General features: G+C 35.9%; 18 protein-coding genes. 14 read left to right on the plus strand and 4 right to left on the minus strand.

The window, feature by feature from the left end:
* The first annotated feature begins 5 nt into the window (after window positions 1-5).
* The 7 genes from potC to QUF93_RS08650 all read left to right on the plus strand — a co-directional run bounded on the left by potC (window position 6) and on the right by QUF93_RS08650 (window position 7,142).
* Entirely contained in the window at window positions 6-806 is an 801-nt protein-coding gene (gene potC / locus QUF93_RS08620; protein WP_002117251.1) for a spermidine/putrescine ABC transporter permease PotC, read from the plus strand.
* Between the two features lie 38 nt (window positions 807-844).
* On the plus strand, window positions 845-1,894 hold the full coding sequence (gene potD, locus QUF93_RS08625; protein ID WP_289358487.1) for a spermidine/putrescine ABC transporter substrate-binding protein PotD: 1,050 nt from the start codon (window positions 845-847) through the stop codon (window positions 1,892-1,894).
* Between the two features lie 59 nt (window positions 1,895-1,953).
* On the plus strand, window positions 1,954-2,601 hold the full coding sequence (locus tag QUF93_RS08630; protein WP_289358488.1) for a phosphatase PAP2 family protein: 648 nt from the start codon (window positions 1,954-1,956) through the stop codon (window positions 2,599-2,601).
* A gap of 110 nt (window positions 2,602-2,711) precedes the next feature.
* The gene (locus QUF93_RS08635) at window positions 2,712-4,904 is read left to right on the plus strand and encodes an MMPL family transporter (protein ID WP_289358489.1); all 2,193 of its coding nucleotides are present in this window, start codon (window positions 2,712-2,714) and stop codon (window positions 4,902-4,904) included.
* A 101-nt stretch (window positions 4,905-5,005) separates the two neighbouring features.
* The gene (locus QUF93_RS08640; protein WP_002117260.1) at window positions 5,006-5,422 is read left to right on the plus strand and encodes a YodN-related protein; all 417 of its coding nucleotides are present in this window, start codon (window positions 5,006-5,008) and stop codon (window positions 5,420-5,422) included.
* A 100-nt stretch (window positions 5,423-5,522) separates the two neighbouring features.
* Window positions 5,523-6,446: an RluA family pseudouridine synthase gene (locus tag QUF93_RS08645; protein ID WP_289358490.1), complete on the plus strand. Its 924-nt coding sequence runs from the start codon at window positions 5,523-5,525 to the stop codon at window positions 6,444-6,446.
* Between the two features lie 90 nt (window positions 6,447-6,536).
* Complete coding sequence (locus QUF93_RS08650; RefSeq protein ID WP_088057944.1) at window positions 6,537-7,142, plus strand: DUF1648 domain-containing protein; 606 nt, start codon at window positions 6,537-6,539, stop codon at window positions 7,140-7,142.
* Between the two features lie 40 nt (window positions 7,143-7,182).
* Here the strand turns inward: QUF93_RS08650 and QUF93_RS08655 are convergent, their stop codons facing one another.
* The 4 genes from QUF93_RS08655 to QUF93_RS08670 form a co-directional block, all read right to left on the minus strand.
* Entirely contained in the window at window positions 7,183-8,013 is an 831-nt protein-coding gene (locus QUF93_RS08655; protein ID WP_002117266.1) for a YkwD family sporulation-associated protein, read from the minus strand.
* Between the two features lie 465 nt (window positions 8,014-8,478).
* Window positions 8,479-9,807 (minus strand): (Fe-S)-binding protein, encoded by a 1,329-nt coding sequence (locus tag QUF93_RS08660; RefSeq protein ID WP_289358493.1) that lies wholly within the window; start codon window positions 9,805-9,807, stop codon window positions 8,479-8,481.
* Window positions 9,804-11,216, minus strand: coding sequence for a glycolate oxidase subunit GlcD (gene glcD, locus QUF93_RS08665; RefSeq protein ID WP_289358494.1), 1,413 nt, complete (start codon window positions 11,214-11,216; stop codon window positions 9,804-9,806). Before glcD ends, QUF93_RS08660 begins: the two co-directional genes overlap by 4 nt.
* 117 nt (window positions 11,217-11,333) lie before the next feature.
* Complete coding sequence (locus QUF93_RS08670) at window positions 11,334-12,449, minus strand: CdaR family transcriptional regulator (protein WP_289358495.1); 1,116 nt, start codon at window positions 12,447-12,449, stop codon at window positions 11,334-11,336.
* A gap of 136 nt (window positions 12,450-12,585) precedes the next feature.
* Between QUF93_RS08670 and QUF93_RS08675 the strand changes: the two genes are divergently transcribed.
* The 7 genes from QUF93_RS08675 to QUF93_RS08705 all read left to right on the plus strand — a co-directional run bounded on the left by QUF93_RS08675 (window position 12,586) and on the right by QUF93_RS08705 (window position 19,561).
* Window positions 12,586-13,557, plus strand: a complete 972-nt coding sequence (locus tag QUF93_RS08675; protein ID WP_289358496.1) for a YncE family protein — start codon at window positions 12,586-12,588, stop codon at window positions 13,555-13,557.
* Window positions 13,554-14,225, plus strand: coding sequence for a response regulator transcription factor (locus QUF93_RS08680; RefSeq protein ID WP_098776278.1), 672 nt, complete (start codon window positions 13,554-13,556; stop codon window positions 14,223-14,225). Before QUF93_RS08675 ends, QUF93_RS08680 begins: the two co-directional genes overlap by 4 nt.
* A 3-nt stretch (window positions 14,226-14,228) precedes the next feature.
* Window positions 14,229-15,629 carry a sensor histidine kinase gene (locus tag QUF93_RS08685; protein ID WP_289358497.1) on the plus strand — a complete coding sequence of 467 codons (1,401 nt, stop codon included), beginning with the start codon at window positions 14,229-14,231 and terminating at the stop codon, window positions 15,627-15,629.
* A 206-nt stretch (window positions 15,630-15,835) separates the two neighbouring features.
* Window positions 15,836-16,525: a FadR/GntR family transcriptional regulator gene (locus QUF93_RS08690; RefSeq protein ID WP_255291269.1), complete on the plus strand. Its 690-nt coding sequence runs from the start codon at window positions 15,836-15,838 to the stop codon at window positions 16,523-16,525.
* A gap of 168 nt (window positions 16,526-16,693) precedes the next feature.
* On the plus strand, window positions 16,694-17,413 hold the full coding sequence (locus tag QUF93_RS08695) for a lactate utilization iron-sulfur protein LutA (RefSeq protein WP_289358498.1): 720 nt from the start codon (window positions 16,694-16,696) through the stop codon (window positions 17,411-17,413).
* A gap of 16 nt (window positions 17,414-17,429) precedes the next feature.
* Window positions 17,430-18,851: a LutB/LldF family L-lactate oxidation iron-sulfur protein gene (locus QUF93_RS08700; protein WP_000061921.1), complete on the plus strand. Its 1,422-nt coding sequence runs from the start codon at window positions 17,430-17,432 to the stop codon at window positions 18,849-18,851.
* Window positions 18,851-19,561 (plus strand): LutC/YkgG family protein, encoded by a 711-nt coding sequence (locus QUF93_RS08705; protein ID WP_289358499.1) that lies wholly within the window; start codon window positions 18,851-18,853, stop codon window positions 19,559-19,561. The genes QUF93_RS08700 and QUF93_RS08705 overlap by 1 nt, the downstream gene beginning before the upstream one ends.
* The last annotated feature ends 84 nt before the right edge of the window (window positions 19,562-19,645 follow it).

Here is a 19,645-nt window from a genome sequence, read left to right on the forward strand (position 1 = left end):
CAAAGATGAAGAAGTTTTTAGTTTCTTATTCTTGGTTAATTTTATTGTTTTTGTATTTTCCAATGATGGTTTTAATGGTATATTCCTTCAACGATTCGCGCATTAATGCAGAATGGGAAGGCTTTACATTCCATTGGTATACAGATTTATTTCAAAAACAAGATGTTATTGATGCGTTTATAAATAGTATGACGATTGCAGTTATAACGACGGTTGTAACGACAATTCTTGGTGTGTTTTTTGCGATTGCCTTACATCGTTATAAATATCGTTTTGAAGGGGCCATTAACGGTCTTGTATACTTACCAATTTTAATTCCTGATATTTTAATGGGATTATCTTTACTAATCTTATTTAGTCAATTAGGTATGGAACTTGGACAAGTAACGATTATTATTTCTCATATTACATTTAGTATTTCATTTGTTGTTGTTATTTTAGCGGCACGTCTGTCTAGTATGGGACGTGATTTAGAAGAGGCTGCAAATGATTTAGGAGCAACGCCGTGGCAAACGTTTCGTTATGTAACGTTTCCAGCAATTGCGCCGGGAGTTGTTTCGGCAGCATTATTAACATTCACATTATCAATTGATGATTTTGTAATTAGTTTCTTCGTATCAGGACCAGGATCAACAACATTGCCATTATACATTTACAGTATGGTTAAGCGCGGAGTATCACCTGAAATTAATGCTCTTTCTACAATATTAATTGTCGTTATCGTAGGATTAATGGTGCTATCTGAAATCTTCCGTAACAAAGGTGCAGATGGTGAAGAAAACTCTGGAGGACACCTTCCTTTATAATACGAATGATATAGAAAGTACGAGGAGGTAATAAACCGATGAAATTAGTGAAGAGATTAGCTGGTATAGCGATTAGCTTCAGTCTTGCTGCAGGTGTACTTGCTGGTTGTGGTGAGAAAAAAGAAGAATTAAACATTTATAGCTGGGCTGACAATTTTGATGAGCAAGTTTTAAGAGATTTTGAAAAGAAATATAACGTGAAAATTAACTATGATAAATATGCAAGTAATGAAGAAATGCTTGCGAAATTACAAGCTGGTGGCGCAACATATGATTTGATTCAGCCGTCTGATTACATGGTGAAAACGATGGCGAAGATGGACTTGTTAGAGCCTTTAGATAAGAAGAACATCCCGAATATCGAGAATCTTGTTTCTAATTTCAAAACACCTGCGTTTGATCCAGAGAATAAGTATTCTTTAGTATATACTTGGGGTGTAACAGGAATTGCATACAATAAAAAGTATGTGAAAGAAACACCTACAAGCTGGAATGATTTATGGAACGAGAAATATAAAGGACATGTTACTTTATTAAACGATTCTCGTGAAGTATTAGGAATGGGACTTAAGAAAAATGGTTTCTCTAATAGCACGAAAGAGGATGCACAGTTAAAGACAGCGTCAAATGATTTACAGAAGCTACTTCCAAACTTATTAGCATTCGATACAGATAACATTAAACAAAAATTCATTACAGAAGATGCTTGGATCGGGACAGTTTGGTCTGGAGACGCAGCGTTCATCGCGAAAGATAATAAAGATGTAGGATACGTTGTACCAAAAGAAGGCGGCACAATTTGGGCTGATACGTTAGCAATTCCAAAAGGTGCGAAAAATAAAGAACTTGCAGAGAAGTTTATGAACTACTTATTAGATGAAAAAGTAAGTGTGAAAAACTACGAGTCAATTGGTTACAGTAATCCAAATGAAAAAGCTCATCCTCTTCATAGTAAAGAATATCGTGATAATCACATGATCTTCTTAACAAAAGAAGAATTAGATCGTACAGAATGGCTTGTTGATGTAGACGATAAGTTAAAAGACTACGATCGCTACTGGACAGAGCTGAAAACAAAAGGTAAATAAGTAAGAAAATGCGGTTTCTAAAGTAGAAATCGCATTTTTTCATAGTAGGAGGAAATCGATTGAAGAAAAAGTTACATCAGTATGAGTTAATGTGTATCGTTTTATTGTTTGTTCTATTTAGCATCATCGCTTGGAGGATACATGTAGGTGGAGTTACAATGATGGATACATACGTACAGGGTATGGTAAAAGGATTACAAACGGAAAGCTCACTTACATTTTTCTCATACTTTACAAAGCTGGGATCTGAGATTGGGATAATAACTACGCTTGTTATAAGTTTGCTTGTTTTTTGGAAGAAACGTTATTATGCTGCGATGATTGTGTATCCAGTTGGTATTTTAGTAACACATCTTGTTAATAAAGGGATAAAAGAAATTGTTAAAAGGGACCGCCCGTCGTTAAATGAGGCATTAGACGCACTTGGATATAGCTTCCCTAGTGGACATGCAATGTTATCTATTATGACATTCGGGTTTCTTACCTATATCATTGCTGCGAATTTGAAAAGTATAGCTGGAAAATGTGGTATTACGATTTCGATGGGCATATTAATTATATTGATTGGATTAAGTAGAGTTATTTTAAATGTTCATTACCCGACTGATATTTTAGCTGGTTACTGCGCAGGTGGCATTTTGTTAATCATAGCAATTTATTGTCATCGTTTACTTACTGAGAGATTGGGACTTAATAACGAGAGATAGAAAAACGTCTAGAAAAACTAGTATTATAGTTTTTCTAGACGTTTTTTGTTTATGGGGAGATGTGATACAGTATAAATGACAAGTGAATTATATAAAGTAGGTGAAAATGTGTGAAGACAAATGTACATAAAATTGATAAGTGGGGGAAGTTAGGAACTTTTTTGTATCAATTTCGTTATACAGTAATCGTAGCATTACTACTACTCGCGATAGTTCTCGGTATTTTTGCTCCAAAACTTCCAGGAGTATTGGGCGGTGATGGTTTCCAAACAGAAGGGGATTATCAAAAGACGAAAGAAATTTTAGATAAAGATTTTAAGCAGTCTCAAGAAACACTTTTACTCGTTTTTGAGAAGGGAAAGGATACTTCGCATGAGGATTTCCAAAAGCGTATAGAGGGGATAATAAATCAAATTCAAGAGAAGGAAACATACGAATCTTTCCATCATCCAATGCAAAGTAAAGAGATGTTACAAGATGATATCGGTTATGCGACGATTTTATTTTCCGGGAAAACAAATAAAGAACGAATGGAAAAGACATTACAATTCGCTGGGAAAATCGAGAAGGAAAGTAATAGTGTATTAAAAGTAACACCGACAGGGTATCCGAAAATTAATCAAGAGATTAATGAAAGAACGCAAAATGATTTAAAAGTAGCAGAGATGATTGGATTACCTATTGCTTTTCTCGTACTATTATTCTCATTTGGTAGTCTGCTTGCATCTATTTTACCGATTGTAAATGGCGCGCTAAGTGTAATTAGTACGATGGGGATTTTATATTTTATAGGTAGTGAAAAAGAGCTATCTATTTTCGTGTTAAATGTTGCGCCGATGATTGGGCTCGCATTATCAATTGATTTCGCACTGTTATTTGTAAATCGTTTTCGAGAGGAAGTTGCGAGGAGAACAGTGAAAGAAGCGATAGCGATTACGTATCAAACGGCAGGGCGTGCTATCGTATTTTCAGGGTTATGTGTATTCGTCGGTTTATCAGGCTTATTTTTCTTTAAGATAGATTATATTCAGTCTGTCGCTATTAGCGGGATGATTGTCGTTATTATGAGTATTCTATTTTCGCTCACACTTCTTCCGGCATTATTATCTTTAATTGGTAAAAGAATATTAAAAAAGAATCAGGCGGCGCCTACACCATCAAATGTATGGCGTAAATTTGCACAGTTTGTAATGAAACATCCAATCGTCATGATTATTGTTGTTACAACATTTATTGTTATTTGTTTATTACCGCTACGTACGGCTAACTTGCAGTTTCCTGGTGTTGAAGCGTTACCTGAAAAGAGTGATACGAGAGTTGCATTTGAGAAGTATGAAGAAGCCTTTAATAAAACTGTCAAAACACACGCCGATGTTACTTTAGTAGTAGAGACGAAGGATGATATAACAGAAAAAGAAAGTTTACAAAAGATAGAAGCCGTTGTTCAAAAGTTAAAAGATGACAAGCAAGTATATAAGGTGACAAGTGTATATGACGGGCTAAATGGAATGAAAGCAGATCAAGTTGCGGGAATGTTACAATCACCAGAAGCGGCGAAAGTAGCTCCTGTATTTGAAGCGTATACGAAAGGAAATAAAACAACAATGGAAGTCTTTTTGGATACGAAGCCAAGTACAGAAACTGCAAAACAATGGGTTCGTGATTTCAAAAAGAATTATAAAGAAAACGATGTTACTTATTATTTAGGCGGGATGACAACGTTCCAACAAGAGTTGGAAGATGAAATTAAAGATAAAGTTGCAATTGGTATGTCTGTTATATTTGGGTCAACCTTTGTTATTTTATTATTCGCATTCCGCTCGATACTCATTCCAATAAAGGCGATTATTATGAATGTACTTAGTTTAAGTGCAACAATTGGAATTGTTATTTGGTTATTTGAAGGTGGTCATTTCGGATTAGATGAGAGTTCAGTTTTATTTGTATTACCAATCTTTATTTTCGGCCTCGTATTTGGGCTTAGCATGGATTATGAAGTATTTCTTATTTCACGAATCCATGAGTTATATGAGGAAACTGGAGATAACGATCAAGCAACGCTAGAAGGGCTTGTCTCGACAAGCCGCATCATTACATCCGCTGCTTTAATTATGATTGTTGTTACCGGTGCGTTCGCCTTTACTGATATTTTGCCAGTAAAGCAGATGGGTATTGGAGTCGCATTAGCGATATTTCTTGATGCAACAATTATTCGACTTATGCTCGTACCAAGTTTAATGAAATTATTTGGAGATTGGAACTGGTGGCTACCATTTCGAAAGAAAAGAGAAAAATCATCGTAAAAAATGCTCATCTATAAGATGAGTATTTTTTTATGAATAGCGAGGCCTATATTTTGCAAATAGTATGTGATAAGAACAATACATACAAGTAGGTGAAGGCAATGTTTCGTTATTTTAAGTTTAAGCTAAATGATACAGTACAGTTTGCAGAAAAAGATGGGCATTTGTATCGCATTGTCGGTTATCGGTTGGAAAAAGGGTTTTACCCAAAAGATGAATGGACTCATATTATTTATGAACTACTTAGAGAATTTGACGGATATACGATGGATGCGGAAGAAGAGGAACTTGTAAAAGTTATTCAAGTAGAGGATGAGTATTACAAAATACAAGAAGTATCGGGGTATCGCTATCCAGTAAAAATGAAGCAAAAGCAGCAAGTTATGAAAGGAGAGAAAATAGACGACTTATTAGATACGTACAACGACTATAAACGATTGGCGGATTTCTTTAAAGATTTATTGTATGAACAAAAAGCTGAAGAAGTGTTGCAGGAGATAAAAAGGCTTAGAGCGTGAGGGGGCAGTCGATTATAAGACTGTCCTCTATTTTTGACGGTGCATCAAAGTATGTTTTCCGTTACAATGAGAGAATCAATAGAAATAAGGTGATTATAGTATGGAAACAAAGAAAAAGGGCGAATGGTGCGAAATTACGGTTCCAGCGACGTGGAATGGTATAAGTATTGAGTCGTTGTTAAGAGTAGAATGGGAAGTACCAAAAAAGTTATTACATCAGCTTCGTATGGAAAAAGGTGTTACGGTTAACGGAGAACAGAGGAGATGGAATGAACTTTTAAAAGAAGGAGATAAGTTACAAGTTCATATGTTTATGGAGGAGGAGTACGGCGTAGAGCCGGAATATGGTGAATTAAATGTAGTGTATGAAGACGATCACGTACTCGTTGTAAATAAGCCCGAGCAAATGGATACACATCCTTCTGAAAAAAATGGGACAGGAACACTCGCCAATCTTGTTGCTTTTCATTTTCAAATGCAAGGTTTAGAGACGAAAGTTCGTCATATCCATAGGTTAGATAAAGATACGACAGGTGGTGTTGTATTCGCAAAACATAGAATTGCGGGTGCAGTTATGGATCGTTTACTAATGGAACGGAAAATTAAAAGAACGTATACGGCACTTGTTGAAGGAAAAGTAAAAAAGAAGCAGGGGACAATTGATGCAGCTATCGGAAGAGATCGACATCATGCTACAAGGCGCCGCGTTTCTCCAAAGGGAGACCAAGCTATAACGTATTATAAAGTAGAGAAATATTTTAAAAAACAAAATGCGACGCTCGTAACGTTACAGTTAGAAACCGGTAGAACGCATCAAATTCGCGTTCATATGAGCTATAATGGAAATCCCTTAGTTGGGGATGTATTATATGGTGGGCAAACAAAATATATGTCCGGGCAAGCGTTACATGCGATGAAGATTAATTTTTTGCATCCGATTACGAAAGAAGAAATCGTGGTTGACATACCTTTCCCTACAAATTTAAACGATACAATGAAAAAATTTGAAAGAGAAAATGGGTAAAGTGTAAGTTTAAAGTTGAAAAGGTAGATTTTTGCAGGGATTTCTCTAAAAGAGGCGAAGCCATTAAGAGAAAAGAGAGGTGAGAATTACTTGCTCAAATATAAATATATGCTAGGGATATTTTTCGCTTGTCTTTTACTTACTCTATGTATTTATCCATATTTACCAACTCGTATGGCAGTGCATTGGAACGAGAATGGTGGAGCGAACGAGTTTATGAGTAAACAAGTTGTCGTATTATTTATCCCTGTCCTTATTATTATTTTACATGGATTAGTATATGTTATTTCACATAATATATATAAGTTTAATGAAGGAGAGCATTTCATTATAAGTGGATTTATAAAGAGTATTACTTTATTTATGATGTTTGTCCATATGCTAATTCTCTTTATTAATTTGGGAAATATTATATCCTTTCAGACAGGACTAACGATTGGAATTAGTGTGTTTCTTTTTATGTTTAGTAAAGTGTTTAAAAAGGTGAAGGATAGAGAGAAAGAACCGATCAAATTACAAAAAATCCGTTTAGTTAGTAGGCGAATCTTTCAAGTGATGGCATGCAGCATATTATTTTCATTGTTTTTGAACTTGAAGTGGGGATTTTATGTGTTACTTAGTGTAATAAGCTGCGGGTCTACTTTGTTTATGTTCTACATTTTCTACGCGTACATAATAGAAAGTTATGAAACTTAAAAAAGAGTCTTCTCATCATGAGAAGACTCTTTTAATCTATTTACTTCGTAATAAATTGTTGTGTCCAGTAGTTGCCGCTTTCTACATAGCCAACACCGATATGAGTGAAGCCACTATTTAAGATGTTTGCACGGTGTCCAGCGCTGTTCATCCAAGCTTGTACTACTTCTTCAGGTGTACGTTGGCCTTGAGCGATGTTTTCCCCCGCAGATGTATAAGAAATACCAAATTTCTTCATCATGTCAAACGGAGACCCGTATGTAGGGCTGTTATGATCAAAGTAGTTGTTTTTTTGCATATCTTCAGACTTAATGCGTGCTACTTTGCTTAATTCAGTATCGATTTGTAATGCTGGTAAGCCTTGTTTTGTACGCTCAGCGTTTGTTAATTCAACAACGCGTTGTTCGAATTCGCTTAAAGATTTTGCTTCTTCAGCAGGCTTTTGCTCAGCAGGTTTTTGTGTCTCGTTTTGAGTATTGTTGTTTTCAGCAGGTTTTTGAGCTTCTGGTTTAGCTACTTCTTCAGCAGGCTTTTGTTCAGCTGGTTTTTGAGTTTCCTCAGCAGGCTTTTGAGCTTCTGGCTTAGCTGTTGGTTGTTCAGTTACAACATTTTCAGTAGGCTGTTGACCAGGAATGAAGCAATCTTGTTGGAATTGACCTTGATTCCATTGTGCTAAAGATTCAACTCCCATAGATTGTAAGAATGCTTGTAATTCTTGTTGGCTCATTTGTTTCATCATTACTTTCGAATGCTGAATATTTTGAACCTTTATGTTAGATGGTTGTACTGTTGCAGCTTGTGCATCTAAAGATGATACTCCTAAAGTAAGAGCTGTTGCAGCAGCTACAGATAATAAAACACGCTTTTTCATGATGTGTGTCCCCCTATATAAAGTTTTAATTTGTTTTCACACGATTTGTTTTTGACAGCCTGTCTGACTGACAAATCCATCGTAGCATACAATTTGCGAGAAAAAAGATGGAAAAAAATTCATAGACTTCAAAATTACCTAATTTATCCTAGGAGAAGAAAAGGGCAGAAATAAGAGAAACATAGAGTGTAAAAGGAATTTTCATCATTTTTATACTTGATTTTAAGAGGGTGTTTTTGGATAAATCTACCTAAAACAAAAATGAAGAATCCTATTGTATCAATGGTTTTAGCATTTTTTTGAGGAATATACTGGATTGATTTTTACAAAACTGTAATGTTTCTGTTGTTCTTTTTTATAATAAAGTAACATATTCTTAATGTTGTAGCGGACAAAAAAGCGGCTATCTCTTTACATAGACGAAGGAGATAGCCGTTTTCCTATTATTACGTATGTTACGAGTTATTACGAGTTGGTTTCAATTGCTTCTAATAATAGATCAACAATGTGAATTCCTCTCATTTTATGAGAAAGGTCTTCACGTTCAATACCTAGTTTCATTTGTAATAGACATCCAGGATTTGCAGTAACAATTGTCGCCGCATCTGTTTCATGCACACGTTCCATTTTATAATCTAGAAATTCCATTGATAACTCCGAATGGACAATATTATAAATACCAGCAGAACCACAGCAACGGTCCGCATCTTTCATTTCGCGATATGTTGCGCCTTGGATGGCCTCTAGTAACATACGAGGCGCAGAAGATGTTCGCATAACATTACGTAAATGACAAGAATCTTGATACGTAATAATTTGTGGCGTGAGTCGTAAGTCAGTACGTTTATGGAAATCTAATTCTACTAGTATAGCAGTAATATCTTTAATTTTAGAAACAAACTGCTCTGCTCGCTTTGCCCACTTAGGATCATCTTTTAATAAATAATCATAATCTACGAGATAAGCTCCGCAACCACCTGCATTGGTAATAATATAGTCGATGTTTAAATCTTCGAATGCTTTTATATTTCGTTTTGCTAATTCTTTTGCTCCGCTCTTTTCACCGGCATGCCCATGTAATGCCCCGCAGCAACTTTGTGTTTTCGGAATAACGATATCACAACCAGCTAACTGAAGAAGTTTCATCGTTGCGTTATTTGTTTCTAAAAACATCGTATCCATTAAGCAACCTGTGAAGAATGCAACTTGTTTCTTCTTTTCCACCTCAGCAGGTAAAAATTCAGGACGATCTTTCATTGCTTTCATTTTAGGTACTTTTGGCAAAACGAGATCCATCGTTGCAAGTGTTTCAGGAAATAACTTCATAATACCTGTTTTATGTGTTAGCGTTTGTAAACCAGAACGCTGATAAAATCCGATAAGTCCAGTTAATGTTCTCATTCGATTTTGATGCGGGAATAATCCTTCAAAAACGACTTTACGAACAGCTCTCACGGGCATTGAGAACTTTTTATTTTGATTTATAATATCACGAGCTTCTTCTAATAAATGTCCATAATTCACACCAGATGGACAAACAGGTTCACAAGCACGGCAGCCAAGGCAAACGTTTAATGTATTTTCAACATCTTCATCCGGCTCAATTAAACCATCAGCGACGGCTTTCATTAATGCGATACGTCCTCGTGGTGAATGTGATTCTTTATATCCAGATTGAATGTAAGTAGGACAAGTCGGTAAACAAAAACCGCAGCGCATACAATTTAATAGTTCATCTTCACTTAATCGTTCTTTAAATTCTTTTTGAATGTTTTCTTTATTTAATGTGCTCATCGCTCAACCACTACTCTTTTACGAGAGTCTTTCGCAAACATCTTTCCAGGATTCATAATGTTGTTTGGGTCGAAGGCTTGTTTAATCCCTTGCATAGCAGCGATACCTTCTTTACCTAATTTCATTTCTAAATAGGGAGCTTTCATCGCGCCAACACCATGTTCACCAGTAATCGTACCACCAAGCTCAATCGCTTTCGCAAATATTTCAGCAAAAGCTTGTTCAGCACGGTGCATTTCTTCTTCATTACGGGCATCTGTCATACAAGTTGGGTGTAGGTTGCCATCACCAGCATGACCAAAAGTACAAATAGGAATATTATATTTTTTTGCAATTGCATTAATTGCTTCAACCATTGGAGCGATTTGTGAACGTGGTACAGTTGCATCTTCTAATATTGTTGTCGGTTTTAGTCTTGCAAGTGCTGATAGTGCACTACGGCGTGCTGTACGAAGCGCATCTGCTTCGGCTTCATCTTTTGCAACGCGAACATCGACCGCATTCATAGAACGGCAAACGTTAGCCATTTTTTCGATATCTCGATTGACAACCTCGGGCGGGCCATCTTGTTCAATTAATAAAATTGCTTTGACGTCAGTTGGTAAACCGATTTGTGCAAACTCTTCTACAACTTCAATTGTTGGTTGGTCTAAAAACTCAAGTGTCGCCGGAATAATTTTATTTGCAATAATAGCAGAAACAGCTCGAGCAGCTTCGTTAATATCTTCATATAGCGCAAGCATCGTTTTCTTCGTTTCAGGCATAGGGACAAGTTTTAATATAGCTTCCGTAACAACACCAAGTGTTCCTTCAGAACCAATAAATAAACGAGTTAAATCATAACCAGCTACATCTTTTGCTAATTTACCGCCAGTGCGAATGATATCGCCGTTCGGTAAGACAATTTCAAGCCCCATTACATAATCACGTGTTACGCCATATTTTAAACCACGTAATCCGCCGGAGTTTTCATTAATGTTACCGCCGATTGTAGAAATTTTCATAGAGCTTGGATCTGGTGGATAAAATAAACCTTTTTCTTCTACTGCTTTAATAATATCAAGTGTAATAACACCAGCTTGTACAGTAATTGTTAAATTCTCTTCGTTAATTTCTAAAATATTGTTCATATGGCGGAAAATAAGGACGATACCGCCTTCTAATGGACACGTTCCAGCGCAAAGATTTGTTCCAGACCCGCGAACATATACAGGGATTGTATGGGTGTTACACACTTTTAACACGTCGGCTACTTCATTTGTATTACGAGGAGCAATGACTGCATCAGGCATCGCTTGGAAGTTTGGAGTGGCATCATAACTATAAGTTAAACGCCCCATATTGGATGTATCTACATTCTCTTCGCCAACAATAGATACGAATGAATCAATAATTTGCTTTTCTAACATTGGAAATCCCCCTCAAACTGTTAACGTATTTCGTCATAATAAAAAACGTTGTAACAGTGCTTTCATTATAATGATAAAAAAGTTGGGTGATTCTTTCTATGTACAATCATCTAAAGATTAATCTGTTTTATCGTTATTTTTTGTATGATTATCTAATAAGAGGAGTGCAAAGTATAAAACATTTAAATCTTTGAATTGTTTCGGGTCAAGTCCTGTATGTTCTTCAATCTTTTTTAGCCTGTAATGCAATGTGTTAATGTGTATATGTAATTGCTCAGCTGTCTGCTTATAAGATTGGTTATAATCGATAAATAAACGTAAAGTGTGCATAAGCTCAGGAGATGATACTAAGTTTTCAATGGTACGCTCTAGAAACTGTTCCCGGGTTTCGGTAGAAATATCTTGTAAGCACATTTCTAAACGTAAATCTTCATTAAATACAATTTTTTTCGTTTCAAGTGATACCGAAAGGGCGCGTAATGCTTGTTCGTACGATAAGTTCATATTGCTTGGCGTAACTGTTTGTCCAATCCCGATATATAGAGTAATAGAAAATAAAGTTTCACAGTCTTGTTTTAACCGTTTTAAAAATTGAAAGGTTTGCTCTTTGGATTGCATTGTTGTAAACAAAATAAACCGATCATTTCCCCAGCGAACAAATAAATTTTCTTTTGCTAAAATGTTGCGCATATGTTGCCAAATTTTACGCTGCAGCATCGTATTATCTTGGGCGATTGATAATAAAATAAGTTGTTTCTTCTTATATAAATCAATGGCAAGCGTTTTTGCACGATCTAGAAAACTTGGAGACCAGTCTGTATTTTGAAGCCAATCAAAGACAAATGCTTCATAAGAACGGTGCTCAAGTTCTAGTTGTTCCAAAAAGTAGTTTTCATGAATTAATAATTCGGTCATCTTACGTAATATTTCTCCGTATTGTGAAATGTTTTCAGGTTCTCCTGTAATTCCAATCACGCCGATTACTTCGTCATGGAATAGTAAAGGAAGATTCATTCCAGCTTTTACACCTTGCATTCGTCGTTCATCATCTTTTGTAATAATGACAGTGTTCTTTTGTTTCGCACAGCGGAGTGCACCTTCATGAAATTGACCGATTCTCTCCGCATCTGTACTTGCGATAATAACTCCTTGTATATTAATAATAATAATGTTTTCAGTAATTAATCTGCGTACTTCACGTACAATTTTATTCGCTAAATCAGGAAAAAGCATAATTTGCACACCTCAAATTCTATTTGTTGTACATTATATATGTAAGTTTATTAATAAAGGAAGATTTCACATTTTCCACACATTTATTTGTTATTTTACAATTATAACGAAATCATCCGAAGATGGAGGGAATCTTTTGAGAAAGTATGTTTTTCTTCTCTGTTTTTTATTTCTATTAGTAGGGTGTCAAGGAAGTTCATATACACCGATTACTAAAGATAAAAGTGTTATTATAACAACGAATATAAAGGAAGGTAGTATTAGTTTTATTGATAAAAAAGCTAAAAAGTTACTCGCGACATGGGAATTAAATGAACCGATGGCAGGAATTGCACTACTTCCAAATAACGAGGAAATACTTGTATACGGAAAGCAGTTAGAATATATGTATGTATATTCACTAGCAGAAGGAAGGCAAGTGGAAAAATATAAAACAGGAAAAGGAATTGTGAATGTAGTCGTATCAGAAGATAAAAAACAATTATTTGTTGCCGATCAAAATACTCAAAAGGTAAGGTTCTTTACGATAGAAGGGAAAGAGACAGGGAGTGTTTCAACAGGAAAAGGACCGATAACGATGGTAGAGCATCATAATCAGTTATCTGTACTAAATTTTTATGATACGAAACTAACAACAATTGATACAAAGAAAAAAGAGGTTATCCAATCCTTTATGATTCCCCCAGCATCAACAGGAGCGACGATTAGTCCTGGTGGGAAAGAAATATGGATTGGCGGACATGGTGATGGAAGTCAAGTGAATGAGAAAGTATTAGTGTATTCATTACAGAGCGGAGAAATGGTACGTTCTTTACATGCTCCGTTTATGCCAGTGAATATAACAAAGGATGATAAGTATGTATATGCGCTAAGTCACGGTTCGAATACGCTTAGAAAGTTTGATGCAAGTACGTATCAAGAGGTAGGATTTGCAGAAGTAGGATCTAATCCATTTGCATTTTTGAAAAGCGGGGCAGAAGGATACGTAGCTAGTTATGATAGCGATGAAGTATGCGTAATGGATATGAAGAATATGAAAATAAAACAAACAATTAAAGTCGGAAAAGGACCGTTTCAACTCATAGAGAGAGAAGGGGAAGGACAATGAGTAAATATAATGTGCTAGTCGTAGATGACGAAAGTGATATGAGGCAACTTGTCGGAATGTACTTAGATAACTTCGGATACGAGTGGGGAGAAGCTGAAAATGGAAAAGAGGCACTTCGAAAATTAGAGACGGAACATTACGATTTCGTTGTACTAGATATTATGATGCCAGAGATGGATGGGCTTTCAGTTTGTAAAGAGATTCGAAAAACGTCGGATGTACCTATTATATTTTTAACAGCAAAAGGTGAAGAGTGGAATAGGGTGAACGGCTTACGTATGGGAGCAGATGATTATATTGTAAAGCCGTTTAGTCCTGGGGAACTAATTGCTCGTATGGAAGCTGTTTTAAGACGATATACAAAGCAAGAACAGCAAGAAGAGATTCAATTTGGACCGATTCTTATTAATGAAAAAAGTAGGAGGATCGAGACGAATGGTGAGACGATTCCTCTTACGGTAAAAGAGTTCGATTTACTATATTTTCTTTGCCAACATAATGGACAAGTATTTAGCCGGGAACAATTGCTTGAAAAGGTATGGGGATATGATTATGCAGGAAGTACAAGAACGGTAGATACGCATGTGAAAACGATGCGTCTGAAGCTAGGAGAAAGTGGAAACTACATTCAAACCGTTTGGGGTGTAGGTTATAAATTCGAGGTGTAACGTATGTTTACGATGGTACAAAAGCTTTGGCTTACAGTAGTATGTGCAGTATGTGTAACAGTTTCCTTTCTTTATTTTGTATCTTTATACTCATATGAAAAGTTATACGTTGATAATTTAAAAGATTCATTAGTAATGGAAGGGAAGCGTCTTGCCACGCAATATGATAAAAATGAAGGAGTATCCACTTTTGAAGAGAAAGTAAGGGCATACGATCAAATATCTAGTTCAGATGTCCTTTTCGTGTACAATCCGCGTGATTTAAGCGCATGTATGCCTTTTGATGTTCACCATCATTCTCTTATAAGTGAAGGGGATAGACAGGCGCTATTAGATGGGGAAACTGTGACAAAGATAGGGTATGAAGAACATTTTGATCGTAATATTATGGGTGTTGTCATCCCTGTTTTAGATAATAAAAAATTAGTTGGTATTGTATACTCTTATATTCCTTTAAAAAGTATAAAAGACTTAATATTTGATATGGGTCTTATTTTAGCACCGTTAGCACTTGCGATGATTTTAATTACAATATGGATTGGTAGAAAAATTATTATTGCTATTACGAGACCGCTTTCGCAAATGGAACGAGTTGCAAATCATTTGGCTACTGGAGATTTCTCAGAGCGGATTACAATTTCTTCAGAAGATGAAATTGGACGATTGGGAAAAGCGTTTAATAAAATGGCAAATTCTTTAGAAACAGAAGATGTAAAGCGTAAGGAATTTTTAGCTAATGTTTCGCATGAACTTAGAACACCGCTTAGTTATATTAAAGGATATAGTGAAGCTATTTTAGACGGTGTAGCGAAGGGGCCGCAGCAGGAAAAAGTAACGCAACTTATCCATAAAGAAGCAGATCGCATGCAGCGCCTCGTTCATGATTTATTAGATCTAGCGCAGCTAGAAGGTGAACACTTTCCTCTAAAGAAACAACCTATCGTTTTTTCACAGCTTATTGAAGATGTACTAGATACGTACGAGTTACAGTTTATAGAAAAAAAACTTCGTATTTCAACGAATTTAAATCCTGAAATTATCGTAATGATTGATGAGGATCGTATGCAACAAGTACTTCATAATGTGTTAGATAATGCGATACGTTATACAAATCAAAACGGGGACATCATAATAACATTAAAGCAAATCGATGATTACTGTGAATTGCACATAAAAGATACAGGAATAGGTATTGATATAGAGCATTTAGAAAATCTCGGGGAACGCTTTTACCGAGTAGATAAAGCGAGAAGTCGTCAACATGGTGGAACAGGTTTAGGTCTTGCAATTGTAAGGCAAATTGTTCATATACATGATGGTGAGTGGAGAATAGAAAGTGAAAAAGGTAAGGGAACGACAGTTATTATTAAATTAAAAGTGCAAGATGAGGAAAGCATGTTCTAATGTAAAAGGACATGCTTTTTATTAAATATAAATTAATATCAAATAAATATTAAAAATTTGACGGTTTTATGAACAAAACATTTGTACTTCTTTCCAATTCGTTCTAAAATAGTTATGGATGCTAAGTTCTTATAAATCGTTTCAATTGTTGTTTGGAAGATACTGAGGTGATTTAACTGGAGTACAAATCTATTAAACCGAAAAAAATTTACGAAGAAGTATCTGAAGCTATTTTAACAATGATTAAAAATGGTACGTTAAAACCTGGTGACAAACTACTTCCTGTGCATCAATTAGCTGAGCAGTTTCAAGTTGGCAGATCTGCTGTTCGTGAAGCGCTAAGTGCGCTAAGAGCGATGGGCTTAATTGAGATGAAACAAGGAGAAGGTACATATGTGAAGAATTTCGATTCTTCTTCATTAACAAAATCATTAAATAATAAATTATTAATGAAGAAAGAGGATATTTTGAATTTATTAGAAGTACGAAAGGTGCTTGAAGTGGGGGCGGTTCGAGCAGCTGCGGCAAAACGTACGGAAGATAATTTGCAAAATATGAAACATTGGTTAGATGAAATGGCAAAGAGCATAGGAAATGAAAAGGCTGGCGAAAAAGCTGATTTTCAGTTCCATATGGGAATTGCAGAGTCTTCGCATAATAACATTTTACTTGAACTCATGAATCACGTTTCAGAGATGATTGCTGAAACGATTGGTGAATCAAGACGCATTATTTTATATGGTGAACAAACAACATCAGAACGACTTATAGAAGAGCATCAAGTCATATATGATGCGGTGTTAAAGCAAGATGTAGAATTAGCGCAGCAAGCAATGCTAGATCATTTAACAAATGTAGAACATATTGTCACAGGTAAAACAGATATAAATTCGTAATTTAATCTTTTAAAAATTTAATTTTCTGATAAAATAGAGAGAGATTAAGTAAGCGTTTTCCTTAGAAGAGGGAGAGGATAGGCCATGGTTGAGCCTACTTCTTCTAATCTTAGTCATCTGATGACCATATGATTGTTGGCGAAGTTGTAATGAGGGGGAATTATAGTTATGAAAGTTACTTTATTTGTTACTTGTTTAGTCGATATGTTTGAAACAAACGTTGGCAAAGCAACAGTTGAAGTATTGGAGCGTTTAGGTTGTGAAATTGAATTTCCAGAAGCACAAGTTTGTTGTGGGCAGCCTGCTTATAATAGCGGCCATGTAGAAGCAGCAAAAGAAGCGATGAAACATATGATTGAAACTTTCGAAGATGCAGAATATATCGTTACACCATCTGGCTCTTGTGCGACAATGTTTCATGAGTATCCGCATGTTTTTAAAGATGATCCGAAGTGGGCTAAACGTGCACAACAGGTTGCTGATAAAACATATGAATTTACACAATTTATTGTAGATGTTTTAAAAGTTACAGACGTTGGTGCAAGTTTACCAGGGATAGCTACTATTCATAAATCTTGTCATATGACACGTCTGCTTGGAGTAAAAGAAGCACCAGGAATTTTACTATCAAACGTAAAAGGATTAACTGTGAGAGAATTACCAAACGCGCAAAATTGTTGTGGATTTGGGGGAACGTTTTCAGTTAAGATGACTCCAATTTCTGAGCAAATGGTAGATGAAAAAGTAGATAGTGTAATGGAAACAGGTGCTGATTATTTAATCGGTGCAGATTGTGGGTGTTTGTTAAACATTGGCGGACGTATTGAGCGTTTAGGAAAAGAAGTAAAAGTAATGCATATTGCTGAGGTCTTGAATAGTCGCTCATGAAGGGGGAACATAAGCTATGTCTATGAAAATCAGTGAGAAAAAATTTAATGATCGCGTTGGCGATGGAATTCAAGATTCGTTTATGCGCGGAGCAGTATCTTCTGCACAAACGCGTTTATATACAAATCGATTAAAAGCAGCTGACGAGTTGGGAAACTGGGAAGAGTGGCGTGAACTAGGTGAACAAATTCGTCAACATACGTTAGAAAATCTTGATTATTATTTAATGCAGTTAAGTGAAAATGTATCAAAAAGAGGCGGTCACGTTTACTTTGCGAAAACGAAAGAGGATGCAGCAAAGTATATTCAAGACGTTGCAAAAAAGAAACAAGCGAAGAAAGTTGTAAAATCAAAATCAATGGTAACTGAAGAAATTAGTATGAATCATGCCCTTGAAGAGATTGGTTGTGAAGTGTTAGAGAGTGACTTAGGAGAGTATATCTTGCAAGTAGATAACGATCCACCATCACATATTATTGCGCCTGCACTTCATAAAAACAGAACGCAAATTCGTGATGTATTTAAAGAAAAACTTGGATATGAAAATTCTGATGATCCATACGAAATGACAAAGTTTGTTCGTAAACAGCTTCGTGAGAAATTTATGGATGCAGAAATTGGTGTGACAGGTTGTAACTTCGCTGTTGCAAATACTGGATCTCTTTGTTTAGTAACGAACGAAGGTAATGCCGATCTTGTTATGTCGATTCCGAAAACTCAAATTGCAGTAATGGGTATGGAACGTATGGTTCCGACAATGGAAGAATTAGATGTTTTAGTTGGTTTACTATGTCGTAGTGCAGTAGGTCAAAAATTAACAAGTTATGTAACAGTAGCAGGACCAATTCAAGAGGAAGAGGTAGATGGACCAGAAGAGTTTCATTTAGTCGTTGTTGATAATGGCCGCTCTCAAATTCTTGGATCGGAATTCCGTTCAGTATTGCAATGTATTCGTTGTGCTGCTTGTGTCAATGTGTGTCCTGTATATCGTCACGTTGGTGGACATTCATATGGTTCTATTTATTCAGGACCAATTGGTGCAGTGTTAACACCACTTTTAGGTGGGTATGATGATTACAAAGAGCTTCCTTATGCATCTAGTTTATGCGGAGCATGTACAGAAGCTTGTCCAGTAAAGATTCCATTGCATGATTTATTATTAAAACATCGTCAAGTTATCGTTGAGCAAGAAGGACGTGCCCCACTTGCAGAAAAATTAGCAATGAAAATGTTTAGCATGGGTGCTTCTTCAGCAGCTTTATATAAAATGGGATCAAAAATGGCACCGGCAGCAATGAGTCCATTTACATCTGGTAACCGTGTATCAAAAGGTGTTGGACCACTTAAAAACTGGACGGATATTCGTGAATTCCCGGCTCCAAGTAAAGAACGATTCCGTGATTGGTATAAAGATCATAAGAAAGGCGGGGACAAATAATGACAGGATTAATTCAAAACCGTGAGTCCTTTCTAGATAATATCGCAAAAGAACTTGGGCGCGCGCGGAAGACAGAAGGCGTAGAACGTCCAGCATGGAAAAGTAATGTGAATGTAGAAACGTTAAAAGATTATTCACAAGAAGAATTGTTAGAAGTATTTAAAAATCAATGTACAAACATTCATACAACTGTTGTGGAAACGACAAACGACCGTTTACGTGAAGATATTCAAAAAGTAATCGTTGAAAACGGCGGAGGACCTATTCTATTATCAGCAGATGAACGTTTTGATTCCTATGGATTGACTTCTTTATTTAAAGAAGAGCTTCCAAAGCAAAATGTTGAAGTAAATGTATGGGATCCTGAGAAAAAAGAAGAGAATATGCGTATAGCGGAAAAAGCGAATATTGGAATCGCATTTAGTGATTATACTTTAGCTGAATCAGGTACGATTGTTGTACAGAGTCATAAAGGCCAAGGGCGTTCTTTACACTTTTTACCGACTGTATACTTTGCTATTATTCCACGTGAAACACTTGTACCTCGTATTACGCAAGCAGTTCAGGATATGAACTCACGTATAGAAAATGGTGAAGCAGTTGCATCTTGTATTAACTTTATAACAGGTCCAAGTAACTCTGCAGATATTGAAATGAATCTTGTTGTCGGAGTGCACGGACCATTAAAAGCAGTATATTTCATCGTATAAAATAGGGGAAAGCAGGCCGGAAAACGGCCTGCTTTTTTTATAGAATAAAGATAATATGAAGTAGAAGTTCTCTCCTTTTTTTGC

Source organism: Bacillus hominis (assembly GCF_030348325.1).
GTDB lineage: Bacteria > Bacillota > Bacilli > Bacillales > Bacillaceae_G > Bacillus_A > Bacillus_A hominis.